The sequence below is a fragment of the Ramlibacter agri genome, from assembly GCF_012927085.1.
GTDB lineage: Bacteria > Pseudomonadota > Gammaproteobacteria > Burkholderiales > Burkholderiaceae_C > Ramlibacter > Ramlibacter agri.
In genome coordinates, this window is sequence record NZ_JABBFX010000003.1 from 736,130 (window position 1) to 758,335 (window position 22,206).

The 22,206-nt window shown below is 69.5% G+C and carries 21 protein-coding genes; 14 read left to right on the forward strand and 7 right to left on the reverse strand.

The features are described 5' to 3' along the window. Positions 1-6 precede the first annotated feature (6 nt). Positions 7-1,725 carry a tannase/feruloyl esterase family alpha/beta hydrolase gene (locus HHL11_RS28045; RefSeq protein WP_169421900.1) on the forward strand — a complete coding sequence of 573 codons (1,719 nt, stop codon included), beginning with the start codon at positions 7-9 and terminating at the stop codon, positions 1,723-1,725. Positions 1,726-1,739: 14 nt separating this feature from the next. Continuing rightward, a complete protein-coding gene (locus HHL11_RS28050; RefSeq protein WP_169421901.1) occupies positions 1,740-2,288 on the forward strand; it encodes a DUF3237 domain-containing protein in 549 nt (182 codons plus the stop codon). A gap of 6 nt (positions 2,289-2,294) precedes the next feature. Here HHL11_RS28050 and HHL11_RS28055 read toward each other — a convergent pair whose 3' ends face one another. Then, the gene (locus HHL11_RS28055) at positions 2,295-3,443 is read right to left on the reverse strand and encodes a patatin-like phospholipase family protein (protein WP_240980449.1); all 1,149 of its coding nucleotides are present in this window, start codon (positions 3,441-3,443) and stop codon (positions 2,295-2,297) included. A 135-nt stretch (positions 3,444-3,578) separates the two neighbouring features. On the opposite strand from HHL11_RS28055, the gene HHL11_RS28060 reads away from it, so the two are divergent. Continuing rightward, the gene (locus HHL11_RS28060; protein ID WP_169421903.1) at positions 3,579-3,968 is read left to right on the forward strand and encodes a hypothetical protein; all 390 of its coding nucleotides are present in this window, start codon (positions 3,579-3,581) and stop codon (positions 3,966-3,968) included. Positions 3,969-4,017: 49 nt separating this feature from the next. Here the strand turns inward: HHL11_RS28060 and HHL11_RS28065 are convergent, their stop codons facing one another. Continuing rightward, positions 4,018-4,974: a tripartite tricarboxylate transporter substrate-binding protein gene (locus tag HHL11_RS28065; RefSeq protein WP_169421904.1), complete on the reverse strand. Its 957-nt coding sequence runs from the start codon at positions 4,972-4,974 to the stop codon at positions 4,018-4,020. Positions 4,975-5,119: 145 nt separating this feature from the next. On the opposite strand from HHL11_RS28065, the gene HHL11_RS28070 reads away from it, so the two are divergent. Next, complete coding sequence (locus HHL11_RS28070; protein ID WP_169421905.1) at positions 5,120-6,373, forward strand: DUF1254 domain-containing protein; 1,254 nt, start codon at positions 5,120-5,122, stop codon at positions 6,371-6,373. Positions 6,374-6,375: 2 nt separating this feature from the next. On the opposite strand, the gene HHL11_RS28075 is transcribed toward HHL11_RS28070, so the two are convergent. Both HHL11_RS28075 and HHL11_RS28080 read right to left on the reverse strand, forming a co-directional pair. After that, complete coding sequence (locus HHL11_RS28075) at positions 6,376-7,593, reverse strand: CaiB/BaiF CoA transferase family protein (RefSeq protein WP_169421906.1); 1,218 nt, start codon at positions 7,591-7,593, stop codon at positions 6,376-6,378. A gap of 70 nt (positions 7,594-7,663) precedes the next feature. Next, a complete protein-coding gene (locus HHL11_RS28080) occupies positions 7,664-8,578 on the reverse strand; it encodes a LysR family transcriptional regulator (RefSeq protein ID WP_169421907.1) in 915 nt (304 codons plus the stop codon). Positions 8,579-8,683: 105 nt separating this feature from the next. Between HHL11_RS28080 and HHL11_RS28085 the strand changes: the two genes are divergently transcribed. From HHL11_RS28085 to HHL11_RS28125, 9 genes are read left to right on the forward strand one after another with little or no spacing between them, the layout of a single operon-like run. Next, positions 8,684-9,775, forward strand: coding sequence for an LLM class flavin-dependent oxidoreductase (locus HHL11_RS28085; protein WP_169421908.1), 1,092 nt, complete (start codon positions 8,684-8,686; stop codon positions 9,773-9,775). 26 nt (positions 9,776-9,801) lie between these two features. Further along, entirely contained in the window at positions 9,802-10,755 is a 954-nt protein-coding gene (locus HHL11_RS28090; protein ID WP_169421909.1) for a flavin reductase, read from the forward strand. Between the two features lie 22 nt (positions 10,756-10,777). Continuing rightward, the gene (locus tag HHL11_RS28095; RefSeq protein ID WP_169421910.1) at positions 10,778-11,938 is read left to right on the forward strand and encodes an acyl-CoA dehydrogenase family protein; all 1,161 of its coding nucleotides are present in this window, start codon (positions 10,778-10,780) and stop codon (positions 11,936-11,938) included. 3 nt (positions 11,939-11,941) lie between these two features. Continuing rightward, positions 11,942-13,051, forward strand: coding sequence for an acyl-CoA dehydrogenase family protein (locus HHL11_RS28100; protein ID WP_169421911.1), 1,110 nt, complete (start codon positions 11,942-11,944; stop codon positions 13,049-13,051). Beyond that, a complete protein-coding gene (locus HHL11_RS28105; protein ID WP_169421912.1) occupies positions 13,048-13,809 on the forward strand; it encodes an enoyl-CoA hydratase/isomerase family protein in 762 nt (253 codons plus the stop codon). The genes HHL11_RS28100 and HHL11_RS28105 overlap by 4 nt, the downstream gene beginning before the upstream one ends. A 2-nt stretch (positions 13,810-13,811) precedes the next feature. Beyond that, complete coding sequence (locus HHL11_RS28110) at positions 13,812-15,947, forward strand: acetate--CoA ligase family protein (protein WP_169421913.1); 2,136 nt, start codon at positions 13,812-13,814, stop codon at positions 15,945-15,947. Beyond that, on the forward strand, positions 15,944-16,708 hold the full coding sequence (locus HHL11_RS28115) for an SDR family NAD(P)-dependent oxidoreductase (RefSeq protein ID WP_169421914.1): 765 nt from the start codon (positions 15,944-15,946) through the stop codon (positions 16,706-16,708). Before HHL11_RS28110 ends, HHL11_RS28115 begins: the two co-directional genes overlap by 4 nt. A 4-nt stretch (positions 16,709-16,712) precedes the next feature. Next, a complete protein-coding gene (locus HHL11_RS28120; RefSeq protein WP_169421915.1) occupies positions 16,713-17,057 on the forward strand; it encodes a VOC family protein in 345 nt (114 codons plus the stop codon). After that, positions 17,054-17,569 (forward strand): nuclear transport factor 2 family protein, encoded by a 516-nt coding sequence (locus HHL11_RS28125; protein ID WP_169421916.1) that lies wholly within the window; start codon positions 17,054-17,056, stop codon positions 17,567-17,569. Before HHL11_RS28120 ends, HHL11_RS28125 begins: the two co-directional genes overlap by 4 nt. Here the strand turns inward: HHL11_RS28125 and HHL11_RS28130 are convergent. Next, entirely contained in the window at positions 17,561-18,535 is a 975-nt protein-coding gene (locus HHL11_RS28130; RefSeq protein ID WP_169421917.1) for a tripartite tricarboxylate transporter substrate-binding protein, read from the reverse strand. The genes HHL11_RS28125 and HHL11_RS28130 overlap by 9 nt on opposite strands. Before the next feature lie 123 nt (positions 18,536-18,658). On the opposite strand from HHL11_RS28130, the gene HHL11_RS28135 reads away from it, so the two are divergent. Next, entirely contained in the window at positions 18,659-19,816 is a 1,158-nt protein-coding gene (locus tag HHL11_RS28135; protein WP_169421918.1) for an acyl-CoA dehydrogenase family protein, read from the forward strand. A gap of 24 nt (positions 19,817-19,840) precedes the next feature. Here the strand turns inward: HHL11_RS28135 and HHL11_RS28140 are convergent, their stop codons facing one another. After that, a complete protein-coding gene (locus HHL11_RS28140) occupies positions 19,841-21,070 on the reverse strand; it encodes an acyl-CoA dehydrogenase family protein (RefSeq protein WP_169421919.1) in 1,230 nt (409 codons plus the stop codon). Positions 21,071-21,124: 54 nt separating this feature from the next. Next, positions 21,125-22,057, reverse strand: coding sequence for a DedA family protein/thiosulfate sulfurtransferase GlpE (locus tag HHL11_RS28145; RefSeq protein ID WP_169421920.1), 933 nt, complete (start codon positions 22,055-22,057; stop codon positions 21,125-21,127). Positions 22,058-22,206: the final 149 nt, after the last annotated feature.

The window sequence follows — 22,206 nt, forward strand, 5'->3', positions numbered from 1 at the left end:
TCCCCGATGACATCCCTGCGTGGACCGGCGGCGCCGGCCCTGGCCGCCCTTTTGTTGCTTGCCGGCTGCGCGTCCGTGGCGCCGGCTCCCCATCCTGCCCAACCCGGCGTGGCCACGGCCTCCTGCGAGGCGCTGGCACAGCAATTCAGCTGGCCCGGCCTGCACATCCTGTCCACGCAGCGCGTGGCCGCCGGCACGCTCAAGCTGCCCGGCATCGCCGAAGCGATGCCCGAGCACTGCGTGGTGACCGCGCGCCTGAACGAGCGCAAGGGCCCCGTCGACGGCAAGGACTACGCCATCGGCTTCGAGATGCGCCTGCCCACGCAATGGAACGGCCGCTTCTTCTACCAGGCCAACGGCGGGCTGGACGGCTTCGTCACGCCGGCCTACGGCAACATCCTGGGCGGCGGCCCGCGCACCAACGGGCTGCAGAAGGGCTTCGCGGTCCTCAGCTCCGACGCCGGCCACGCCTTCGAGCGCAGCAACCCGGTGATCGGCGCCGCCACCTTCGGCGTCGATCCGCAGGCCCGCCTGGACTACGGCTACAACGCGGTGGCGCAGCTGACGCCGATGGCGCGCGGGCTCATCGCGCACTACTACGGCCGCCCGGCCGACCGCGCCTACCTGGTGGGCAGCTCCAACGGCGGCCGCCACGGCATGGTGGCGGCGGCGCGCGACACCGGCGGCTACGACGGCATCGCCGTCACCACGCCGGGCTACAACCTGCCGCTGGCGGCGGTCACGCAGGCCTGGGACGCGCAGCAGTTCGCGACCGTCGCCCGCGCGAAGAAGGGCAGCGTGCCCGACCTCGAGACCAGCTTCACGCCTGCGGAATCGCAGGTGCTGTCCGATGCGATCCTGCAGCGCTGCGATGCGCTCGACGGCGCGCGCGACGGCCTGGTGGGCGACCTCGCCGCCTGCCAGCGCGCCTTCGATCCGCAGCGCGACATCGCCTCCTGCGCCGGCGACAGCGGCGAGCATTGCCTGTCGCCGGCGCGCAAGCAGGTGCTGGCCAAGGTGTTCGCCGGCCCCGGCCTCTACGCCGGCATGCCCTGGGACCCGGGCGTGCGCGGGCGCAACTGGCGCGAGTGGAAGTTCGTCAACAGCATCGGCCCGCGCGACGCCATCGCGCTCGCCTTCGTGTTCGTCACGCCGCCATCGTCGCCGCAGGTCGTGAGCGGCGCCGGCAGCACCGTGCCCGACTTCGCGCTGAACTTCAGCCTGGAGCGCGACGCGCCCAAGGTCTACGCCAAGGACGCCACCTACACGCAAAGCGCGATGGAGTTCATGACGCCGCCGGCGCCGACCTCGATGAACAGCTTCGTCGCGCGCGGCGGCAAGATCCTGGTGGCACACGGCGCCGCCGACCCGGTGTTCTCCGTGCTCGATTCGATCAAGTGGTACGAAGGCTTCGTGCGCGAGCACGGCGCGGCGCAGGACAGCGCGCGCCTGTTCGTCGTGCCGGGCATGAACCATTCCAACAGCGGCCCGGCGGCCGACCAGTTCGACCTGGTCGATGCCGTCGTCGCCTGGGTGGAGCAGGGCGTCACGCCGCAACAAGTCGTGGCCAGCGTGCGCGGCCCCGGCTCCAACGCTCCCAACCCCGAAGTGCCGGCCGGCTGGTCGGCGAACCGCACGCGCCTGCTGTGCCCCTGGCCGCAGGTGGCGCGCTACCGCGGCACCGGCGACGCCGAGAGCGCCGCCAGCTTCCAGTGCGCCCCGTGAGCGAGAGAGAGACCATGAGCCAACCCACCCGCCGCAAGCTGCTGCTGGGCGGCCTTGCCGCCAGTGCCGGCGCCGCCGCCTTCGCGCAGCCCGCGCTGCCGCAGACGCCGACCACCAACACGATCCCGATGGTGCTGCCACGGACCGAGTTCGTGTACGAGGCCATCTGCGACCTCGAGCCTTCGCTGCAGCTGGGGCAGTCGCCGTTCGGCGAGCGCTTCATGGTGCCCATCGTCGGCGGCAGCTTCGAGGGCCCGGGCTTGCACGGGCGCGTGCTGCCCGGCGGCGCCGACCGCCAGCTGCTGCGGCGCGACGGCGCCAAGGCGCTCGACGCCGTGTACGAATTGCAGACGCACGACGGCGCCATCATCTCGGTGCGCAACCGCGTGCTGACGCGGCCGCAGAAGGACCCGTCGCGGCCGCGCTATGCCTTCTCCACGCTGGAGATCATCGCGCCGGACGGCCCTTATGGCTGGCTCAACGACTATGTGTACGTCGGCACGCTGGACAGCCTGCGGCCGGCGCGGCAGGCGGTGGCGATCCGCGTCTATCGGGTCGTGTAGACGCGTTCAGCGCGCCGCGAGGCGCAGGTCCCGCACCTCCCGCCGCCGGTGCTGCCCGTTCGCCGGGTCGGCCACCAGGTCGAACACGCGCACGCCACCCGGGTTGGGCGGCCGCTGCAGCCACTGCGGGTGGCGCAGCGTGTGCTGCATGTCGGCGCGGCCGCTGGCCCAGTGCTCCTCCATCGAGCGGCGCGAGAACTCGTAGTCCTTGGCCTGCGTCTCGGGGTGCTTGCTGCGGTAGATCAGGTGCACCACGTCCAGGCTGGCGCACTGCCGCAAGCCTGCGAGCGCCTGCGCATCCGGGTCGTCGCGCAGCTGCGGCGGCAGCTTGGCCAGCAGGCGTTGCGCCGCCTTGGCGATGGCCTGCAGCTGCAGCTCCTGCGTCGTCACCTGGCGCGTGCGGCTGGAGTAGCGGATGTCCTTGTCGCGCCCGGCCACTTCGGCAATGGTGGCGGGCAAGGTCCCGCGCGCGGGGAACAGGTCCACCTGGAACACCACCGGGTCGCTCTCGTCCGGCTGGTCCAGCACGTACTGCAGCGGCGTGTTGGACACCAGGCCGCCGTCCCAGTAGCACTCGCCGTCGATCTCCACCGGCGGGAAGCCGGGCGGCAGCGCGCCGCTGGCGAGGATGTGGCGCACGTCGAGCCGCTGCGAGGCGGTGTCGAAATAGGCGAAGTTGCCGCTGCGCACGTTCACCGCGCCCACGGCGAGCCGCACCTCGCCCGAATTCAGGCGGTCGAAGTCCACCAGCCGCTGCAGCGTCTCGCGCAGCGGCTCCGTGTCGTAGAAGCTCAGGGCGGCCGGCGTGCCGCGCAGCTCGAACAACGGCGGCGGCACGCGCGGCGTGAAGAAGCCGGGCACGCCGAACACCAGGGCCTGCGTGGCGCTGAAGTCGTTCAACTGCTCGATGCTGGCGAGCGGCGGCGTGTAGCCGGGCCCGGAGGTGACCAGCTCCCAGAACTCGCGCAAGCGCGCCACGCGGTGCTCCGGCGCGTTGCCCGCGATCAGCGCCGCGTTGATGGCGCCGATGGAGATGCCCGCGATCCATGAGGGCGCCTGGCCCGCGTGCTCCAGCGCTTCGTACACGCCGGCCTGGTAGGCCCCCAGGGCGCCGCCGCCCTGCAACACGAGGACCGCTTGGCTTTGCTGCTTCATGCACTGCATTGTCTCTGGCGCGCCACAAGCGTGAGGCCCGGACGGCGGGAATCCCCCAGAATCGGTTGCAGTCTTGCGCGCAAGCGTTCTAAAAACAGGGACGGCGGAAGCAAGCCGCTGTCAGAGGAGGGATCGATGTTGAAGTTTGCTGCCCTGGCAGGCCTGCTGGCCGGCCTCTGCGGTGCTGCCCATTCCACGACGTGCTACACGGTCTATGGCGCAGACAACAAGGTGATGTACAGCAGCGTGAAGACGCCGGTCGACCTGACCGAGGCGATCGGCGATACGGTCCCGGCGCGCTTCGGCCCCGGCGCCTCGATGGTGGCGGGCGATACCCCCCAGTTCTGCCCCGAACTCGCCCTGAAGCAGCCGGTGGCCGCAAAAGCAGCTGCGGCGAACCCGCTGGCCTTCGCGGAGGAGTTCCGGGCGCGCGACGCCACCGGCGGCGCGCAGGCGCAGGCGAAGGTCACGGGCACCCAGGTCGTCCTGCGGCGGGGCTACGTCTACAAGATTCCGCGGCCCTAGCGAGCGAAGTTGCCGGCCCGTGAAGGGCTGGCACCCCGCCGCTGAAGCTTCAGTGCGCGACCTTCGGCAGGTTCAGGCTCTGGAGCACCGGAACCCAGCGCTCGGCTTCCTGCTTGATGAACTTCGACAGTTCCTCGGGCGTGCCGCCGCGCGGCTCCATGCCGATGCCGCGCGCCTTCTCGACGAAGGCCGGATCGGCGATCACCAGGTTCACGGCCTTGTTCAACTTGTCGATCTCCGCCTTCGGCGTGCCGGCCGGCACCGACAGGGAGTACCAAAGCGTCGCTTCCATGTCGAAGCCCAGCTCCTTGAAGGTGGGCGCGTCCGGCACCTGCGGCAGGCGCTTCGCGTCCATCACGCCCAGCACGCGCATCTTGCCGGCCTTGATGAAGGGCAGCGGGCCGGTGATGGAGGTGCCGTCGATGTCGATGTTGCCGGACAGCAGGGCCTGCAGCGCCGGCGAGTCGCCGTTGAACGGGATGTGGGTGGTGCTGAAGCCTTCCTTCTTTTCGAAGGCCATCGGCGCCAGGTTGGTCAGGATGGCGGCGCCGGGTGAACCGCGGTTGATCTTGCCGGGGTTCTTCTTCGCGTACTCCACCATCTCCTTGATGTTCTTGTACGGCAGGTCGGGGCGGCCGACGATGATGGCCGGCTGGTAGGCGATCTGCGTGACCGGCGCGAAGTCCTTCTGCGGGTCGTAGGGCAGCTTCTCGTACAGCACGCTGTTGTTGGCCAGGGTGCCCAGCGAGGAGACCAGCAGGGTCTGGCCATCGGGTTTGGAGCGGGCCACGTAGTCGGCGGCGATGATGCCGCTGGCGCCCGGCTTGTTCTCGATGATGACGTTCAGGCCGTGCTTGTTCAGCTCCTGCGCGAGCAGGCGGCAGTACTGGTCGGTGCCGCCGCCGGCGGCGAAGGGCACGACGATGCGCGTGACCTGCTGGGCCAGCGCCGAACCCATGGCGCAGGCCCCGATCAGCAGGCCCGTGAGAATGTTCCGGTAATTCACTTTGTCTCCTTGGCTAGCCGGTCCGTGTCCGGACTCGTCCCGGCCAGTCTAGTTCTCGCGTGCGCGCGGGCGCCTGCAGCAACTGCAAAGATGCTTTCCGCGTCCTGCACGGCCGCGTCCCGCCCGCGCCTCCACCATGCGCCGCATGGAAGCGCAACCCTCCTCCGTCCAGGCCCGCTGGGCCCTGCAGGCCGCGGTGCCGGCCGTGGTCGCCGGCTACCCGCTGCTGGAAGCCCTGCAGACCTGTCGCCGCCAGGCGATGTCGGCGCAACCGGGGCACGGGCGCGCGCCCTTCAACCACATCGCGCACAGCACGCGTACCTGGACGGACCGGGACCGGGACTTCAACACGCCGACGGTGGACCTCCTGTACAGCAATGCCTGGATCGACCTGCGCGCCGGGCCGGTGCTGCTGGACATCCCGCCGCGCAGCCGCTTCTTCGTGGTCGAACTGCTGGATGCGTGGACCCACAACTTCCTGAACCTCGGCACGCGCAACGTGCCGGCGGAAGGCGCGCGCTATGCGCTGCTGGCGCCGGGCATGGACGACGCGGCCGCGCCCGCCGGGACGCTGCCAGTGCGTTGTCCGACGGCGCTGGTGTGGCTGCTGGGGCGGGTCATCGTCGATGGCGAGGCGGATCTCCCTGCGGCTCGCAAGGTGCAGGAGAACTTTCGGTTGGCCGGCGCGGCTGGCCATGCGCCGTTCGCGTCGCTGGCGCAGTGGCAGGACACGGGCGACACGGCGTTGGACTTCTACGCCAACCTGTCCCGCGCCCTCGCCGACTTCCCGCCGCTGGCGGGGCAGGGCGCGCCCTTCGAGCTGGTCGATTTCTCCCGCATGCGCGGCTCCGCGCTGGAGGGGTTGCGCCTCGCCCATCGCGAAGGGCTGGCGCTGATCGAAGGGCATACGCACGCGGCGTCGAAGGCGCCGTGGCGCTTCTCGACGCGACTGGGACGCTTCGGCCGCGACTACATGCTGCGCGCCGCGACGGCGATGAAGGGCATAGGCGCGCTGGCGGCCGATGAGGCGATCTATGCGCCGGCCGACTACGACCAGCAGGGTGAACTGCTGGATGGAAGCAGGTCGTATCGCATCCGCTTTGACGATGGCGGCGACCTGCCGGCCGATGCCTTCTGGTCGATCACGCTCTATGGCGAGGACCGCTTCCTCGCGCCTTCACCGAATGGCCGCCATGCGCTGGGCAGCCGCAGCGGGATGGTGAAGGAGGCGGATGGATCGCTGGTTCTCCATGTGGCGCACGTGAAGCCTGCGGACGCGCCGGAGTCGAACTGGCTGCCGGCGCCGGAAGGCGTGTTCTACCTGATCCTGCGGATGTATCACCCGCAGCGGCGCCTGCTGGAAGGCAAGTACGCCTTCCCGCCCGTGGAGCGGGTTTAAGCTCACGCCGGCGCGAGCGCCTTCACCACGCCCGCCTCGCACAGGGCCGCGATTTCGTCTTCGCCATAGCCGGCCTCGCGCAAGACTTCCTCGGTATGCGCTCCCAGCGCCGGCGCGGCGCGGGTCGGGCGGCGCGGCGTGTCGACCATTTCGAAGGGCAGGCCGAAGCCCGCGTGGCCCGGCGTGCCGCCTTCGCCTGGCGCCACGTCCACGACCATGCCGCTGGCGCGGAAGTCCTCGCTGGCCCGCGCCTCGGCGTAGCTGCGCACGACGGCGACCACGATGCCCTTGCGCGTGAGCAGGTCCACGCATTCGGCGGTGGAGAGCAGCGACAGCTTCGCGCCGACGGCCGCCTTCATCGCAGGCCGGTTGGCCACGCGCAATTCGTTGGTGGCCAGCAGCGGATCCTTCGCCAGCTCCGGCGCGCCGATCGCCTCGCACAGCCGCGTCCAGTGCGCCTGCACGTAAGCCGAGACGACCACCGTGCCGTCGCGCGTGCGGAACAGGTCCGCCGCCGGCGCGCACATCGGCTGGCCGTTGCCGGAGCGCTGGGGCTCCACGCCGCGCACCAGGTAGTCGCTCCAGTTCGGCTGCTGCAGGTGCAGCGCCACTTCCAGCAGCGACACGCGGATCGTCTCGCCGGCGCCGGTGCGCACGCGCCGGAACAGCGCCGCCAGGATCGCCTGCGCCGCCACCTGCGTGCTGGCCACGTCGACGATGGTCGCGCCCACGCGCTGCGGCTCGCCGTCGGCCTCGCCGGTGACGGACATCAGCCCGCTCTCGGCCTGCGCCGCGATGTCGTAGCCGGGCCGGTCGCGCGAAGGCGAACTCGCCGGGAAGCCGGCCAGCGACACGTGGATCAGGCCCGGATGCTCGGCCCGCAACTGGTCCGCGCCCAGGCCCAGCGCCTCGACGGCACCCGGGCGCAGGTTCTGCACCAGCACGTCGGCGCGCGCGATCAGCCGGCGCGCCACCGCGATGCCATGCGGCTTGCGCAGGTCCAGCGCGATCGACTTCTTGTCGCGGTTGTAGGCGCGCAGCATGGCGTGGCCGAAGTGGCCGGTGGTGCGGCCCGCATCGCCTTCCAGCGATTCGATCTTCAGCACCTCGGCGCCCAGGTCGCCCAGCGCCATGGCAGTGCCAGGACCGGCGATGTAGTTGCCCAGTTCGACGACGCGGATGCCCTCAAGGGGCGGCGGCAATGCGGTCTTGGTCTCCATGCGGCGCACTCTAGGAGCCGCGCCCCGGCTCGGAGCGGCAGGAACTGCAAAGGAGCTTTGCAGCCGTGGCTCAGCCGCCTTCGCCGTTCTCCCGCAAGGCCTCGGCGACGAAATCGACGAAGGCCCGCACCTTCAGGGGCAGCTGCCGGTTCTGCCGGAACACCGCGAAGATGCCGTTGGAGAACTGCCGCACGGCAAAGCGATATTGCGGCAGCAGCCGCACCAGGGTGCCGTCGCGGAGGTCGCCGCGCACCGTGGGCTCCGACAGCAGCGCGATGCCCATGCCGCCGATCGCGGCCAGGCGCAGCAGTTCGCCGTTGTTGGCGCTCATCACGCCCTGGATCGCCAGTTCCTGCCGCTCGCCCTGTTCGTCGATGTACTTCCAGGTGGTCGCCTCCCGCTCACGCCGGTAGGTGAGGCAGCGCACCTGCGGCAGGTCGTTGGGGTGCTTGATGCGCGGATGCGCCTTCATGAAGGCCGGGCTGGCCACCAGCACCTCGTCGCTGGACAGCAGGCGCTTGATGACGAAGCCGGAATCGGTGGACTCGCCGGTGCGGATGTCGACGTCGAAGTCGTGCTCGACCAGGTTCACCGGGTGTTCCGACAGCTCGATCTCGACCTGGATGTCGGGGTACTGCTGCTGGAACTTTGGCAGTAACGGCGCCAGCACCCGCAGGCCCAGGTGCGTGCGCGAGTGCACGCGCAGCCGCCCTTCCGGCCGCTGGCGCGAGCTGCGGGCGGCCTGCTCGGCCTCGGCCATGGCTTCCAGCACGGCCTCGGCCCGCTCCAGGAAGGCCTGGCCGGCCTCGGTGACCTTCAGGTTGCGGCTGGTCCGGTCGACCAGCTGCACGCCCAGCTCCTCCTCCAGCGCGCTGATGCGGCGCGAGATGGTCGCCGGCGACAGGCTCAGGCTGCGGGCGGCGGCCGACAGGCTGCCCTTGCGCTGGGTCGTGACGAAGATGCGCAGGCTGTCGAGCGCCTTCATTTCGAAAGACGCAAAGAAGCTGTGCGCGGGATGGCGTTCACGGAGGCGTGTCCGTTCCTACCATTCGCCCAACGCAAACGTGCCAACACACAAGGAGCCCAGGCCATGGATTTCGGAATCTTCATTCTGATGCAGCAGCGCAACAAGCATAAGACGTCGTACCAGATCCTGAAGGACGCGGTCGAACAGACGCGCGTGGCGGACGAACTGGGCTTCGGTGCCGCCTGGTACGCCGAGCACCACTTCTCCAATTACGGGATGTGCTCGTCGCCCCTGACGATGATCGCCCACTGCGCCGCCGTCACCAAGAAGATCCGGCTCGGAACCGGCATTGTCGTCGCTCCGCTGTACACCCCCGCCCGCCTGATCGCCGACGTCGCCATGGTGGACCAGCTTTCGGACGGCCGCCTGAACCTGGGCATCGGCTCCGGCTACCAGCAGTTCGAGTTCGAGCGCTTCGGCGTCTCCCTGGCCGAAGCCAAGGACCGCACGCTGGAAATCATCGACATGCTGGAACTGGGCCTGAAGGAAAAGAAGTTCAGCTACGACGGCAAGTATTACCAGCAGCCGGTCAGCGCCATCAGCCAGCGCGCCGTGCAGCAGCCCATGCCCCCGATGTGGGTCACCAGCATCGACCCCACCTTCATCGCCCGCGCGGTGCGCGGCGACCACCACGTGTTCGTTTCCGGCGGCGACGGCGGCCTGGAAAAGCTGGCTTCCACCCGCGCCCTGATCGACAAGGTGGCGCTCGGCGAAGGCAAGGACCCGGCCAAGGTGCCGGTGGGCCTGCTGCGCGCCGCCTACGCCAGCAACAACAAGGCGGAAGTGGACGCCTACCTGGACTGCTCGCGCTACCAGCGCCGCATCGCCGTCAGCCTGAAGCGCCGCACCGCGCAGATCGCCGACGACTACCAGGTGGAAGAGGGCCTCGTCGAGGGCGAGCCCAGCATCGAGGAGTCGCGCGCCCTGCTGCCGGTGGGCAGCATCGACACCGTGATCGAGCGCGTGGTCAAGGAGATCCGCACGCTGCGCCCGGTGCACTACTGCTTCCAGACCCAGATGGGCGACTTCGACCAGCCGACCATGCTGAAGCAGCTGGAGACCTGGGCCAAGATCATCATCCCGACGGTGCAGCAGGAAATCCGCAACGACGCGCCCTACCGCGCGGAAGCCCAGCGCGAGCTGGCCGCCGCCTGAGGCCGGAAGCGAGCCGAGGAGCAGCCATGACCGCTGTCGCCGAACGGGTGTCCCCCGCGATCGAACCCACGCTGTTCCGCCAGCTCCTGGGCTGCTTCCCCACCGGCGTGGCCGTCATCACGACGCGCGACGCCGCCGGCAAGCCCGCGGGCCTGACCTGCAACTCCTTCAGCTCGGTGTCGCTGGAGCCGCCGCTGGTGCTGTTCAGCCTGCGCAAGGCGAGCAAGCTGCTGGAGACCTTCCGCGCCGCCGAGGGCTTTGCCATCAACATCCTGTCGGAGAAGCAGGACGCGCTTTCGGGCCGTTTCGCCTCCAGCAGGATCGAGGACAAGTTCGAAGGCGTGGCCTGGCGCTCCGGCGGGCTGCAGCTGCCGGTGATCGACGAGTGCCTGGCCAGCTTCGAGTGCCTCACCTTCGCCTGCCACGAGGCCGGCGACCACTACGTCTTCATCGGCGAAGTGAAGCACATGGACGGCGGCGGCAGCGACCACGCCCTGGTGTTCTACAAGGGCGCCTACATGATGCTGGCCGAGTCGCTGCGCAAGCTGGTGGTGCAGGGCAAGCTGGGCGACGCCGACATCGACGAGGCCTACCGCAACCTGTACGGCACCTTGCTGCGCCTGGCCTGTTCGCGCGCCACCGAAGCAGAGCTGGACGCGGTGGAAACCTCCGTAGCTGCCATCGAACAGCATCCCGACGAAGCGCCGCTGGCCGAGCGCATCGCTTCCGCCAGCGGCTTCTTCGGCGCCATCGCTGTCGCCGGCCACAACGCGGCCCTGCAGCTGATGGCCCAGACCATGACCACCGTGCTGCGCGAGCGCATGACGCACGTGCTGTCGGTGCGCCCGCGGCCGGACCTGTTCCCGCTGCGCCGCAAGATCGTTGCCTCGCTGCGCCAGCGCGATGCCGAAGGCGCCGCTGCCGCACTCGACGCGCTGATCACCCAGCTGAGAACAATGGATTCGTCATCCCGGGCCTGACCCGGGATCCACAGGAGACAAGATGTCGATCGACTACGCCGCCTTCCGCCGTGAACTGGAAGAGTTCGCGCGCAAGGCCTGCCCGCCCGAGATCCGCGCTGTCGTGGCCGCGGGCCAGAAGGTGACCAAGCGCGAATACCAGGCCTGGCAGAAGATCTGCAATGCCAAAGGCTGGGGCGCTCCGAGCTGGCCCAAGGAAGCGGGCGGCACGGGCTGGGACATCAAGCAGCGCCTGATCTTCGAAGAAGTGATGGCCGAAAGCGATTGCCCGCCGCTGTACCACCATGGACTGGGCCACATCGGCCCGGTCATCATCCGCTTCGGCACGACTGAGCAGAAGGCGCGCCTGTTGCCCCGCATCCTGGACGGCAGCGACTGGTATTGCCAGGGCTACTCCGAGCCGGGCTCGGGTTCCGACCTGGCTTCGCTGCAGACCAGCGCCCGCCGCGAAGGCGACGAGTACGTCATCAACGGCCAGAAGATCTGGACCTCGCACGCGCATGAAGCCAACATGATCTACATGCTGGTGCGCACGTCCAAGGAGCCGAAGAAGCAGGACGGCATCTCGCTGCTGGTCGTGCCGATGGACACCCAGGGCATCACGGTGCGCCCGATCAAGAGCATCGACGGCTGGCACCACCTGAACGAAGTGTTCTTCGACGAGGTGCGCGTGCGCGCCGACAACCTGCTGGGCGAGGAAGGCAAGGGCTGGACCTGCGCCAAGTACCTGCTGGAACGCGAGCGCCTGCCGCCGGCCAACGTCGCCCGCCTGGAGCTGGTGCGCCGCCAGGTGACGCGCCTGGTGGACGAAGCCGCGGCCGCCGCCGGCGCCCGCCGCGACTTCAGCACCCTGCGCCACAAGTTGCTGCTGTGCGAAGCCGACGTGAAGGGCGCGCGCGTGCTGATGGCCAACGCCACTGACGACATGATCCACCAGCGCCCGCTGGGCGTGCAGCCTTCCGTGATCAAGATGATCTGCGGCGAATGCGCGCAGCGCCTGACCACCATCGCGCTGGACGCGGTGGGCCCGCAGGCCGCGCAGCGCTTCCTGGCCGATGCCGGCGAGGACGTCGCCGAAGCCACCTGGATCCAGAACTACATGTTCACGCGGTCCCGCACCATCGCGGGCGGCACGGCCGAAGTGCAGCGCAACGTGGTCGCCAACGAACTGTTCGGAGCCTGAGCCATGGCCACTTTCGATTCCCTCTTTCCCGGCATGCTGCTCGACTCCGCGAGCCGTTTTGCCCAGGACCACGTGTCCACCGAAGTGACCGGCGATCCGGTCCGCGAACTGGGCTGGACCGCCACCATCGTGCCGGAAGAAGCCGGCGGCGTCGGCGCTTCGCTGGCCGATCTCGCTTCCATCGTCGAAGGCGTGGCCAGCTACGGCCTGCACCTGCCGGTGGTGGAGGCCTGCGGCGTCGTGCCCGTGCTGCTGCAGGCCGCCGCGCCCGACGTCGCCAAGCGCTGGCTGGAAGCCGTGGCCGAAGGCAGCGCGCAGATCGCGCCGCTCACCGCGCTGTCCGCCTCGCTGGACGAGGCCACCGTGCAAGCGAAGCACCTGGACATCGGCTTCGAGCTCGATGGCGAGGTGCTGGGCGCCGACGCTTCGCTGCCCGCCTCGCACTACCTGGTGCCGGCGCAGCTGGAGGGCGACCTGGCGCTGTTCCTGGTCGACGCCGAGCGCATCGGTGCGCCGGCCGCGAGCTACCGCACCATGGAAGGCGCCCGCGGCGCTGACTTGAAGCTGGCGAAGCTCAGCGTGCCCGAAGGCGCCTGCATCGCCCGCGGTGCCGCTGCCCGCGACTCGCTCGTGGCCGCCGACAACGTCGCGCTGCTGCTGAATGGCGCCGACACCGTGGCGGCCTTGTCCGCGCTGATCCAGCACACGCTCGCCTTCCTGAAGGAGCGCAAGCAGTTCGGCGTGCAGCTGTCCACCTTCCAGGTGCTGCGCCACCGCTGCGCCGAGATGTACCTGAAGTACATGGGCGCCAAGGGCCTGGTGATCCACTGCTTCCACGAACACGAGGCGGGCGCGGCCGACCTGCGCCGCACCCTTCGCCTGGCCAAGGTCTCGCTGGCCGAGGCGGCCCGCTTCTGCGCCGAAGCCGCGATCCAGTCGCACGGCGGCATGGGCATGAGCGAAGAGGTGCTGGCCACCCGCCTGGCGCAGCGCCTGCTCGGTTCCGAATTCCGCTACGGCGACCGCCTGGCGCATGTCGCGCGGCTGCTGGCGCCGCAAGCCACGGCCGCCGAAGGCCGCAATGTTTCCAACCTCACCGGGAGTGCACGATGAGCGTCAGCCTCGAAGTTTCCGATTACGTCGCCGTCGTCCGCCTGGACAAGCCGCCCGTCAACGCGCTGGACCGCGCCACGAGGATGCGCCTGATCGAGGTGTTCGACGAAGTGTCCGAGCGCAGCGACATCCGCGTTGCCGTCCTCACCGGCACCGGCAAGTATTTCTGCTCCGGCGCCGACCTGAAGGATCGCCCGAATCCCGAGAAGGCGGGCGACTTCCTCGCGCACAACCGCTGGACCCGCGAGACCGGCAACGCGATCAAGGAGTGCTCCAAGCCCGTCATCGCCGCCGTCAACGGCCCGGCGCTGGGCGCGGGCTTCGGCTTGATGGCCGCCTGCGACATCTTCCTGGCTGCGGAGGACGCGACTTTCGCCATGCCCGAGATCAACGTCGGCCTCGCCGGCGGCGTGTCGATGCTGCGCACTTTCTTCGGCCGCTCCTTCACGCGCCGGATGTTCTTCACCGGCATGAAGGTGTCGGCGGCGGAACTGTATCGCCGCGGCGTGCTGGACGAAGTGGTGCCGGCAGATCAACTGCTGCCCGCCGCGATGGAGATCGCGAAGGAAATCGCGTCCAAGGCGCCGCTGGCCGTGTCGTACGCCAAGCAGGCCGCCAACATGATGGACCTGATGCCGCAGCGTGACGGCTACCGCTTCGAGCAGAACTTCACCATGGCGCTGGCGAAGACCGAGGACGCGCAGGAAGCGCGCAAGGCCTTCCTGGAAAAGCGCAAGCCGGTCTACCAGGGGCGCTAGGAATGACGCAGGTGGAAGTGGGCCGGGGCCTCGAAGCCCTGTTCAAGCCGCGTTCGATCGCGATCGTCGGCGCGTCCGAGGACGTCACCAAGATCGGCGGGCGGCCGCTGCAGTTCCTGCAGAAGTTCGGCTATGCCGGCAAGATCTACCCGATCAACCGCAAGGCCGGCACGGTGCAATCGCTGCCTGCGTTCGCGAGCGTCACCGAACTGCCGGAAGCGCCGGAGCTGGCCGTGGTGGCCGTGCCGCCGGACAGCGTGCTCGACGCGGTGAAGGAATGCGCGGGCCGCGGCGTGCGCGCCGCCGTCATCCTGACTGCCGGCTTCTCCGAGATGGGCGAGAAGGGCAGTGCGCTGCAGGCCGAGATCGGCGCAGTGGCCAGGTCCACCGGCATGCGCATCGTCGGCCCCAACTGCCTGGGCGCTGTCGGCGTGCCGGACAAGGCCATCGCGACCTTCTCGGTGGCGCTGGAGTCGGGCCTGCCCGCCGCCGGCCACGTGGGCATCGTCTCGCAGAGCGGCAACCTGGGCAGCTACACGATGCGGCTGGCGTCGGAGCGCGGCATCGGCATCAGCCGGCTGCTGACCACCGGCAACGAATGCGACGTGGACATCTCCGATGCCATCGCCTCGCTGGCGCTGGATGCGGGCACCTCCGTCATCCTGTGCTGCATGGAGACCTGTCGCAACGCGGCGAAGCTGCAGCAGGCGATGGAGCTGGCGCGCGAAGCCGGCAAGCCGCTGGTGGTACTGAAGGTGGGCGTGTCCGAAGCGGGCAGTGCCGCGGCCGCGTCGCACACCGGCGCACTGGCGGGCTCCGATGCGGTGTTCGACACCGTGCTGCGCAATGGCGGCGCGATCCGCGTGCCCAGCATCGAGCAGTTGCTGGAAGTGGGCCACGCGCTATCCGTGGTCGGTCCCGCGCGCATGCCCAAGGCCAACACGGTCGCCGTGCTGACCGCATCCGGTGGTTTCGGTGTGCTGCTGGCGGACGCCGCCAGCGCGCAAGGCCTGGCGCTGCCCAAGCTGAAGCAGGAGACGCAGGATCGCGTCACCGCGGTCGTGCCCTTCGCCTCGCCTTCGAACCCGGTCGACATGACCGCGCAGGTGTCGAGCCGCCCGGAAGTTCTCGCCAAGGTGCTGAACGCCGTCGCCGAAGACAGCACCTGCGCAGCGCTGATCCTGCAATCGGCCAACGCCTTCCATCTGCCGCGGCTGCGCGACGTGTTCCTGGCCGCGCTGGAGCAGGTACGCAAGGACCATCCGAACCGCCTGATCATTCTCTGCTGCCGCGCGCCGGACGACGTGCGCGCCAGGCTCAATGCGATGGGTTATCCGACCGTCGAAGGCATCGATGCTGCTTGCTCAACGCTGGCGGCGCTGGTCCGTTTCGGTTCCCGCTCCGCTCCCTCCCCCACTGGGGGAGGGCTGGGGAGGGGGCACGAGCGCGAAGCCCTTTCGCACGATGCGTTTGCGACGGAGGCGAGCGCCAAGGCCGCCCTCGCCGCCGCCGGCCTCCCCATTCTCAAGGAAACCATTGCCACCTCCCGCGACGCCGCCCTCGCCGCCGCCCGCGACATCGGCTTCCCGCTGGTCCTGAAGATCGTCTCCCCCGACATCGCCCACAAGACCGAAGTCGGCGGCGTGGTCGTCGGCGTGCGCTCCGAAGCGCAGCTGCGCGAGGAATACGACGCGCTGCTGTCCCGCGTGCAGCAGAAGGCGCCCAAGGCGCGCATCAGCGGCGTGCTGGTCGCGCAGATGGCGCAAGGCGGCACCGAGCTGATCCTGGGCAGCAAGAAGGACCCGGTGTTCGGCCCGGTCATCATGGTGGGCCTGGGCGGCATCTTCGCCGAGGTCTTCCGCGACGTCGCGCTGCAAGTGGCGCCGGTGTCCGAGGCGCAGGCGCTGGACATGCTGCGTTCGCTGAAATCCTTCCCGCTGCTGGATGGCGCGCGCGGCCGGCCCAAGGCCGACGTCGCCGCCGCCGCCAAGGCGGTCGCCGCGCTCTCGCGCTTCGCCGCCCGGCATGCCGAAGACGTCGCCGAGATCGACGTCAACCCGCTCGTCGTGCTGGACGCAGGCCAGGGCGCTTTCGCGCTCGACGCCCTGCTGGTTCCCGAACAGAAAGGTTTGCAATGAATCCGTCCCTCGAAGGCCGCGTTGCCTTCATCAGCGGCGCCGGCCACGGCATCGGCAAGGCCACTGCGCTCGCGATGGCGAAGCTCGGCGCCATCGTCGGCATCAACGACCTGAAGCAGGAGTTCGTCGACGAGGCTGTCGCGGCAGTGCAGGCCGCAGGTGGCAAGGCCATCCCGTTGCCGCAGGACGTCTCGACGCGTGAAGGCATGCGCGAGGCCGTGCTGCGCCTGGCGCGCGATGCCGGCCGATTGGACATCATGGTCAACAACGCCGCCTGGGTGCGCTACCAGCCGCTGGCGGAAGTGACGCCCGAAGTGGTGGACCGCATGGTGGAGATCGGCTTCAAGTCGGTGATCTGGGGCATGCAGGCCGCGGCCGAAGCGATGGACCCGGAGCGCGGTGGTTCCATCATCAACGTGGCCTCGATCGCGGCGATCAGGTCACCGCAGCGCTCGGTGGTCTACAGCGGCATCAAGGCCGGCGTGGTCGGCATGACCCGCGCCGCCGCCGCCGACCTGGGCGCGCGCAACATCCGCGTGAACGCGGTGGCTCCCGGCGCGGTGCCGACCGAAGGCACGATGAAGCATCGCAACGCGGACCTCGACGCCAGGCGCGTCGCCCGCACGCCGCTGGGCCGCCTGGGCACGGTGGAAGACATCGCCGACGCGATCTGCTTCCTGGCCGGCGATGGCGCGCGCTTCCTCAACGCCGACGTGCTGCACCTCGATGGCGGCGCCTCGCAGACGCAACTGAACAACTGAAGCCATGGAAGTCAAGCGGCTGCAGAACGTCTACCTGGTGGCGCAGCGCCCAGGCGAGTTGAACGCTTTCTACGAGTCGGCGCTGGGCCTGAAGCTGAAGTTCCGCGACGGCGATCGCTGGATCCAGTACGGCGCCGGCATGGCGCTGGCCTGCCCGGAAGAGGCGGCGCCTGCTACTTCCGGCGCGGTATTGGTCTTCGAGGTCGACGAGTTCGACAGCGCAAAGGAGCGCATCACCGCCGCCGGCGGTGCGGTGCTGGCCGAGCGCGACATGGGTTCGCATGGCGCGGTGCTGTCCTTGCGCGACCCCGAGGGCAACATCGTCCAGCTGTTCAAGCGCGCGGCATGACGGTCGACGAGCTGCTCGATCGCGAGGCGATCCGCGACTGCATGTACCGCTACTGCCGCGGCATCGACCGCGCGGACGAGGCGGCGCTGCGCTCGGCCTACTGGGAAGACGCGAGCGATTGCCACGGCGCCTACACGGGCAGCGCCGCGGGCTTCATCGAGCAGGCGCTGGCGAAGCTGCGCACGGGTGGCCGCCGCGTGCACCAGGTGAGCAACATCCTGATCGAGCTGCACGGCGACGTGGCGGCGGTGGAGAGCTGCTTCCTCGCCTTCCAGTCCACGGCTGCGGCGCCGACCAAGGCGACGCTGCTGTGCGGCCGCTACGTCGACCGCTTCGAGAAGCGCCAGGGCGAGTGGCGCGTTGCCGCGCGTACCGTGGTCTACGACTGGATCGAAGAGCGCGAGCGGCCGGAGCTGGCGCAGGACAATTCGACATTGTTCGGCGTGCGGCAGCCGACGGGGAAGGTGGCGCCCGACGACGCCATCTACGGCCTTCGGCGCGGGCTACTCTGACTTCACCTTGATGTTCCCGCGGCGGGCCACTTCGGCCCAGCTGCGGGCATCGCGCTTCACCATCTCGCCGAATTCCTCGGCGCTCTTCTGCGGGAAATCCGTGAAGCCCATGCGCGGCCACTTGTCCTGCAGCTCCGGCAGGGCGAGCTCGCGCCGCACTTCGGTGTTGAGCTTCTGCACGATCGCCGGCGCCAGCTTGCCCGGCGCGAACAGGCCGTACCAGGACGCGAGTTCGAAGGGCACGCCCTGCTCGGTCATCGTCTTCACTTCGGGGAAGTCGCGGTGCCGCGTCGGCCCGCTGATGGCGATGGGGTGCACCACGCCTTTCTCGATCAGCGGCTTGGCCGTGGCGGGCTGCAGGAAGGCGCAGTCCAGCCGGCCCGCGCCGAGGTCGGTCACGGCATTGCCCATCGTGCGATAGGGCACGTGCGTCATGTGCTGACCGGTCTTTTGCAGCAGCGCTTCCATGCTCAGGTGGCCGCCGGAGCCCACGCCCCAGGAGCCGTAGCTGAGCGGCTGGTCCTTGTGCGCCTGGAGGTAGGCGACGAACTCGCCCAGGTCGCGCGCGGGGACGCGCGTCGGCACGACCAGGATGTTGCCGCCGGAGCCGATCTGCGCGATGGGCGTGAAGTCGCGGACGCCGTCGTACTTGAGGTTGTCGTAGATGGCCGGGTTCACGACCTGTGCCGCCGTGAAGGTCAGCAGCAGCGTGTAGCCGTCGGCCGGTTGGCGCACCGCGTACTCGGTGCCGAGGATGCCGTTGGCGCCGGGGCGGTTCTCCACGATGAAGGGCTGGCCGAAGGCCTTGGCGAAGCCTTCCGCCAGCACGCGGGCGGTGTAGTCGCCCGGCGCGCCGGGGCCGCCGTTGACGACGATCTTCACCGGCCGGTTGGGCCAATCGGCCTGGGCGAAGGCCCGCCAGGGCAGGGCCAGTCCGGTGGCGAGCAGCAGTTGTCGGCGTTGCACGGTCGTCTCCTTGTTGCCGGCCGACTGTAGGAGCGGCCGCATGCGGCAGGCCATGCATTTGCGAAAAGATGCTTTGCATGGGCGGATGCGCCGCCCGCGCGCGTGGGCCGCCACACTGCGGCCATGATCCGTAACCCTGCCCAGTTCCAGGCCCTGCTGGCCGAAGTGCGCCAGTTCGTCCGTGGCAAATGCCTGCCCATCGAGGAGCAGGTGGACCGCGAGGACCTCATTCCCGAAGCGGTGGTGCAGCGCATGCGCGAGCTGGGCCTGTTCGGCCACAGCATCCCCGCCGAATACGGCGGCGCGGGCCTGACAACCGAGGAACTGGCGCTCGTCAACATCGAGGTGTCGCAGGTGGCTACCACCTTCCGCGCGCGCTTCGGCGGCAACACCGGCATCGCGTCGGAGTCGCTGGTGGTCGACGGCCTGCCGGCGCAGAAGGAGAACTACCTGCCGCGGCTGGCGAGCGGCGCCGTCACCGGCTGCTTCGCGCTGACCGAGCCCGAGGCCGGCTCCGATGCAACGGCGCAGAAGACGACTGCGGTGCGCGATGGCGCCGCCTACGTCCTGAACGGCAAGAAGTGCTTCATCACGAATGCACCGATCGCCGACCTGTTCACCGTGTTCGCCCGGACCGATCCGCAAGCCAAGGGCGGCAGCGGCATCACGGCCTTCCTGGTGGAGCGCGGCGCGCCCGGCCTGTCGACGTCGGCGCCTTATCGCAAGATGGGCCAGGCCGGCTCGCCGGTGGGCGAGGTGATCCTGGAGAACGTGCGGGTGCCGGCTTCAGCGATCGTCGGCGGCGTCGAGGGCCAGGGCTTCCGCACGGCCATGAAGACGCTGAACAAGCAGCGCATCAACCTGGCGGCGCTGTGCGTCGGCCCGGCGGTGCGGCTGGTGGAAGAGATGGTCAAGCACGCCCGCAACCGCAAGCAGTTCGGGCAGCCCATTGGCGACTTCCAGCTGGTGCAGCAATTGATCGCCGAGAGCAACACCGAAGTGCATGCGGCGCGCGCGCTGGTGCTGGAGACGGCGCGCAAGCGCGACGACGGCATCGACGTGACGATGGAAGCGTCGATGTGCAAGCTGTTCGCCTCGGAAATGTGCGGCCGCGTCGCCGACCGCGCGGTGCAGGTCTTCGGGGGCAGCGGCTACCTGGCTGGCAACGTGGCGGAACGCTTCTACCGCGATGTGCGGCTGTTCCGCCTGTACGAAGGCACGAGCCAGATCCATTTGGTGAACATCGCCAAGCGGACGATGGCGGGGGGCGTGGAACGCTGAGAGATTCAACGCCCCGCCACAAACCTACCGGCGAGCGGCCGCCCGCTTCCCCAGTTCCAGCTTCGCGATCGCGTTGCGGTGCACTTCGTCAGGGCCGTCCACCAGGCGCACCGTGCGCTGGTGCGCATAGGCTTCGGCCAGCCAGAAGTCCTGGCTGACGCCGCCGCCGCCGTGGGCCTGGATGGCCCAGTCGACCACCTTGCAGGACATGTTGGGCGCGACCACCTTGATCATCGCGATCTCGGCGCGCGCCTGCTTGTTGCCCACGGTGTCCATCTTCCAGGCCGCGTTCAGCGTCAGCAGGCGCGCCTGGTCGATCATGCAGCGCGACTCGGCGATGCGCTCGTGCCAGACGGACTGCTCCGCCAGCGGCTTGCCGAAGGCGATGCGGGACTGCAGGCGGTCGCACATCATCTCCAGCGCGCGCTCCGCCGCGCCGATGGAACGCATGCAGTGGTGGATGCGGCCCGGGCCCAGGCGGCCTTGCGCGATCTCGAAGCCGCGGCCTTCGCCCAGCAGGATGTTGGAGACCGGCACGCGCACGTCCTCCAGCAGCACTTCCATGTGGCCGTGCGGCGCGTCGTCGTAGCCGAACACCGACAGGTGGCGCAGCACGGTGACGCCCTTCGTGTCGCGCGGCACCAGCACCATCGACTGCTGCGCATGGCGCGGACCTTCCGGGTCGGTCTTGCCCATCACGATGAAGATCTGGCAGTGCGGGCTGCCGGCGCCGGACGAGAACCACTTGCGGCCGTTGATGACGTATTCGTCACCGTCGCGGCGGATCGAGCACTGGATGTTGGTGGCGTCGGAAGAGGCCACCTGCGGCTCGGTCATCAGGAAGGCGGAGCGGATCTCGCCGGCCAGCAGCGGCTGCAGCCATTGCTCCTTGTGGGCCTCGGTGCCGTAGCGCTCGATGGTCTCCATGTTGCCGGTGTCGGGCGCCGAGCAGTTGAACACCTCGCCGGACCACACGACGCGGCCCATCACCTCGCACAGCGGCGCGTAGTCCAGGTTGGACAGCCCGCCCTGGCCCTTGTACGGGTGCGGCAGGAACATGTTCCACAGGCCGGCCGCGCGCGCCTTGGGCTTCAGCTCCTCGATGAGGGGCACGATCTGCCAGGGGTCGCCCTGGCGGCGGAACTCCGCCATCTCGCGGTGGTAGCGCTCCTCGTTCGGGTAGATGTGCTGGTCGAAGAACTGGCGCAGGCGCTGCAGCAGGTCCTGGGCGCGCGGGGACGGGTCGGCAAACATGGGCTCTCCTGGTGGGGCTGCGGGGATTGGAACTTGAATGCGGGCCAGCGCCAATCACGCAAGCGACAGGGCCGGCTCCGCCGCCCACCAGGCCTCCAGCCCCCCGGCCAGCGGCCGGGCCCGCTGCACGCCCTTGCCCGCCAGCAGCACTGCAGCGCGCGCGGCCGAAGCCTCGTTGGGACAGTTGCAATAGAGCACGATCTCGCGATCCTGGGGCAGTTCCGGGGCCAGGGCCTCGATCGCGTTCAGTTCGACGGCCCGCGCGCCCGGGATCCGCCGCGGGTCGGCCTGCGTGCTGCCGCGGGCGCGCACGTCGATCACCACCGGCGCGCGCCCGTCCTGCATCAGGCTGCGCAGCTCCTGCACCGTGATGCGCGGTATCGCCACTTCGCGCCGGAAACGGCGCCGGCGCCACCAGCGCCGCGCCAGCAAGGCCACCACCACCAGCACCACCGCCGCACCTGCGATCACGCCGCCCTCGGCGAGCAGGGCCAGCACCTGGCCCACCTGTGCGCTGAACAGCATGCCCAGGCCCAGGAATGCCAAAGTCCACACCGCGCCGGCGAACAGGCCGAACAGCAGGAAGCGTGACCAGGGCATCGCCAGTGCGCCGGCCATCGGCGCGGCTACCACCGAGACGCCCGGCACGAACTTGGCGGCCACCAGCGAATGGCCGCCCCATTTGAGGATCAGCGACTCGCTCTGGCTCACGCAGGAGTCGGGCGACATCGAGATGCGGCACAAGACGCGCAGCACCCGGTGGCCCCAGCGCCGGCCGCTCCAGAACCAGACGGCGTCGCCGGCCAGGTTGGCGGCCAGCGACACGGCGATGCAGGCCCAGGCCGAGAGCTGGTCCATCCGGGCCAGGGCGCCGGCCACCACCAGCAGGGGCGCAGCCGGCACCGGCGCGCCGATGCGCGCGGCCAGGGTCACGCCGAACACCACGGCCAGCCCGTGGCGGGTGAGGAGGGCGACCAGTTCTTCCATGTGAGGACCTTGGCAATGCCTGAGTGTGGACGAATCCACATCGCCCGTCCGGCAACGCGACTAATTACCAGCTGTAGCTCTGCGCTGGCACGCGTGTCGGCGCTGTCCTACCCGCACTTCAGAAATTCACGCGGACACTACGCGACCGT